At 71.3% G+C, this 3,631-nt stretch carries 3 protein-coding genes; 2 read left to right on the top strand and 1 reads right to left on the bottom strand.

What is annotated here, in order from left to right:
• Both V7067_RS16485 and pcaF read left to right on the top strand, forming a co-directional pair.
• Positions 1 to 530, top strand: a 530-nt coding sequence (locus V7067_RS16485) for a CoA-transferase (protein WP_334176982.1), incomplete at its 5' end; no start/stop codon positions are given.
• Positions 527 to 1,729, top strand: a complete 1,203-nt coding sequence (gene pcaF, locus V7067_RS16480; RefSeq protein WP_334176981.1) for a 3-oxoadipyl-CoA thiolase — start codon at positions 527 to 529, stop codon at positions 1,727 to 1,729. The genes V7067_RS16485 and pcaF, both read left to right, overlap by 4 nt.
• Positions 1,730 to 1,827: 98 nt before the next feature.
• On the opposite strand, the gene V7067_RS16475 is transcribed toward pcaF, so the two are convergent.
• A complete protein-coding gene (locus V7067_RS16475) occupies positions 1,828 to 2,850 on the bottom strand; it encodes an LLM class flavin-dependent oxidoreductase (protein ID WP_334176980.1) in 1,023 nt (340 codons plus the stop codon).
• Positions 2,851 to 3,631: the final 781 nt, after the last annotated feature.

The following is a 3,631-nucleotide window of genomic DNA, read 5'->3' as shown; positions in this document are numbered from 1 at the left end:
ACGGCATCCTCGGCTTCGGCGAGGCCCCGGAGCCGGGCCTGGAAGACTGGGATCTCATCAGTGCCGGCAAAAAGGCGGTGACGCTGCGGCCCGGCACGGCCTTCTTCCACCACGCCGACAGCTTCGCCATGGTGCGCGGCGGCCATCTGGATGTCGCCATCCTCGGTGCCTACGAGGTGGCCGAGAGCGGCGACCTTGCCAACTGGTCCACCGGCCCGCGGGGCGTGCCCGCCGTGGGCGGCGCCATGGATCTGGTGCATGGCGCCCGCCGGGTGGCGGTGATGACCGACCACGTCACCCGCGACGGCCGGCCCAAGCTGGTGCAGCGCTGCACCCTGCCGCTCACCGGCGTCGGCTGCGTGACCCGCATCTATTCCTCGCTGGCCGTGATCGACATCGAGAACGGCCGTTTCGTGCTGCGCGAAAAGCTGCCCTCGCTGTCGGTGGAAGACCTGCAGGCGCAGACCGGCGCAGACCTTGTGATACCCGCCGCTGTCGGCGACCTGATCGTGCCGGAGACCGTGCAATGACCGACGTCTTTGTCTGCGACTATATCCGCACGCCGATCGGCCGCTTCGGCGGCGCCCTCGCCACGGTGCGGGCCGACGATCTCGGCGCCGTGCCGCTCGCCGCCCTTCAGGCCCGCAACCCCGCGGTAGACTGGGAGGCCGTGGATGACGTCATCCTCGGCTGCGCCAATCAGGCCGGCGAGGATAACCGCAACGTGGCGCGCATGGCGCTGCTGCTGGCCGGGCTGCCGGTTTCCGTTTCCGGCACCACGATCAACCGCCTGTGCGGATCGGGCATGGATGCGGTGATCCTCGCCGCCCGCACCATCCGCGCCGGAGAGGCCGACCTGATGATCGCCGGCGGCGTTGAAAGCATGAGCCGCGCCCCGTTCGTGCTGCCCAAAGCGGAGGGCGCCTTTTCGCGCCGGGCCGAAATTCACGACACGACCATCGGCTGGCGCTTCGTCAACCCGCTGATGAAGGCCCAGTATGGCGTCGATTCCATGCCGGAGACCGCCGAGAACGTGGCGGAAGATTTCCGGATCGGCCGCGCCGATCAGGATGCCTTCGCCGTGCGCTCGCAGGCAAAGGCGGCGGCCGCGCAGCAAAGCGGCCGGTTTGCGCGCGAAATCGCGCCGGTTTCCGTCGCCCGGCGCAAGGGCGATCCGGCGGCGGTAGAGGTCGACGAGCATCCGCGCGCCACCACTCCGCAAGCCCTCGCCGCGCTGCCCGCGCCGTTCCGCCGGGGCGGCACGGTGACGGCGGGCAACGCTTCCGGCGTCAACGACGGCGCGGCCGCCCTCATCCTCGCCTCGGAGGCCGGCGCGCGCCGGCACGGCCTCACCCCGGTTGCCCGCGTGCTGGGCGGCGCGGCGGCCGGCGTGCCGCCGCGCATCATGGGCATCGGCCCGGCGCCGGCCGCCCGCCGGCTGATGGCCCGGCTGGGGCTGACCGTCGCCGGTTTCGACGTGATCGAACTCAACGAGGCCTTCGCTTCGCAGGCGCTCGCGACACTGCGCGATCTCGGCCTTGCCGACGACGATGCCCGGGTCAACCCCAACGGCGGCGCCATTGCGCTCGGCCATCCGCTGGGCATGTCGGGGGCGCGCATCACCGGCACGGCGGCTCTGGAACTCAGCCTCGGCGGCGGCCGGCGCGCGCTCTGCGCCATGTGCATCGGCGTGGGTCAGGGCATCGCGGTGGCGCTGGAGCGGGTATAGCGGTCCGCGGATGTGCCGGCCGACGGCCCCCCGGCCGTGAGAAACCGAGCCTCGCGATGGCGGCCGCCCGGGCCGCCGTCGCGGCAGCGCCGGCCGGCTCAGCGCCAGCCGAGCGCGGGGGCGACGTGGGTCAGGATCGCCTCGATCACATGGGCGTTGTATTCGACGCCGAGCTGGTTAGGCACGGTCAGAAGCAGGGTATCGGCTTCCGCAATGGCCTCGTCGCGCCGCAGCTCTTCCACCAGCACGTCCGGTTCGGCGGCATAGCCGCGGCCGAAAATCGCCCGGGTGTTCTCGTCGATGAAGCCGATCTGGTCCTGCGCATCGCTGTCGCGGCCGAAATAGGCGCGGTCGAGATCGTTGACGAGCGCGAAGATGCTGCGGCTGACGGAGACGCGCGGCGTGCGTGTGTGGCCGGCCGCCTGCCATGCGGCGCGATAGGCGCGGATCTGGCGGGCCTGCTGAATGTGGAACGGCTCGCCGGTCTCATCGTCCTTCAGGGTCGAGCTCTGCAGGTTCATGCCCATGCGCGCCGCCCATTCGGCCGTGGCGTTGGAACCCGCACCCCACCAGATGCGCTCGCGCAGCCCCTCCGAATAGGGCTCCACGCGCAGCAGGCCCGGCGGGTTGGGAAACATCGGCCGCGGGTTGGGCCGCGCGAAACCCTCGCCCTTCAGCACGGCCAGAAACGCTTCCGCATGGCGGCGGCCCATGTCGGCATCGCTCTGGCCTTCCGGCGGCGCATAGCCGAAGTGGCGCCAGCCGTCGATGACCTGTTCCGGCGAACCGCGGCTGATGCCAAGCTGCAGCCGGCCGCCGGCGATGAGATCGGCCGCGCCCGCGTCCTCCGCCATGTAGAGCGGATTCTCGTAGCGCATGTCGATCACCGCGGTACCGATCTCGATATGCCGGGTGCGCGCGCCCGCTGCAGCGAGCAGCGGAAACGGCGAGGCGAGCTGGCGGGCGAAATGGTGCACGCGGAAATAGGCGCCATCGGCCCCCAGTTCTTCCGCCGCCACCGCAAGCTCGATCGATTGCAGCAGCGCATCGCCCGCCGTGCGCGTGGCCGAGTGCGGGGACGGCGTCCAGTGGCCGAAGGACAGGAACCCGATCTTCTTCATGAAACCCGCCAGTCGCTTGCCCGCCGGCGCTGCCGCGCCGCGCCGGCCGTTGTTGCACAGCCCGCTATATAGGACCGGCCGGTCGCTCTTTTGAAGACCGCGCCTCCGCGAAGCGAGCTTTCCGGAAACCCGGTGCGCGCCGCCGTCCGCCGGGCCTGCCAGGCCCGACGTCGCATCGGGCGCCCGGCAGGGCGCGGCCACAGCCCCCACCCGGCACGATGCCCCGTTTCTCCCGCTATAGACGCGCCGCCGGGTCCGCCGCCGACCGGGGCCCGGCGGTCCGGCGCTTCTCACCCGGAAAGCGGCAACACCGGACAGGCCCTCCCGCCCGCAAGCCAGCCGCAATTCGCGTCGGTCAGGCGCCTGTCGGGTCCGAAGCCGCGCGCCGGCCGGTCGCCCGCGAAACCGGAGCCTGCAAGACCGGAGCCCGCAAGACCGGAGAATGCCGGCAATGCCCGCACGAAGCGGGGCGGCAACCACGCCAGCCTGTCAGAATCGCCATCGGCAAAGCCGAGATCGGCCCGGCAAGGCGTTCCACCCCCTGCGCGCAACCGGCACCGGACAAAGGATGACGATCGGCCCGTAAGCACGAAGCACCTCGTGACCCGGCGCGTCTGGACCCGCCGGCCATCTGCGACCGCGCCTGTATCGGCGGATGACTGTCGTACGGACAAAACCAGCCGCCCCGCCCGGAAGGTGCGGCGAGCGCCACGGCAAACCGCGGGCCTGTATCGTGCACCACCAACGACCCGATGCCATGGCGATCAGACACCGCCACCCG

The organism is Pseudoxanthobacter sp., from assembly GCF_036822375.1.
Lineage (GTDB): Bacteria > Pseudomonadota > Alphaproteobacteria > Rhizobiales > Segnochrobactraceae > Pseudoxanthobacter.
The sequence above is the reverse complement of the archived record's forward strand: the minus strand, read 5'-3'. Positions and strand labels throughout refer to the sequence as shown.

What these genes read in the sequence shown, in the direction of transcription:
- pcaF (WP_334176981.1), top strand. Translation starts at nt 527, where the DNA reads ATGACCGACGTCTTTGTCTGCGACTATATCCGCACGCCGATCGGCCGC.
- V7067_RS16475 (WP_334176980.1), bottom strand. Translation starts at nt 2,850, where the DNA reads ATGAAGAAGATCGGGTTCCTGTCCTTCGGCCACTGGACGCCGTCCCCG.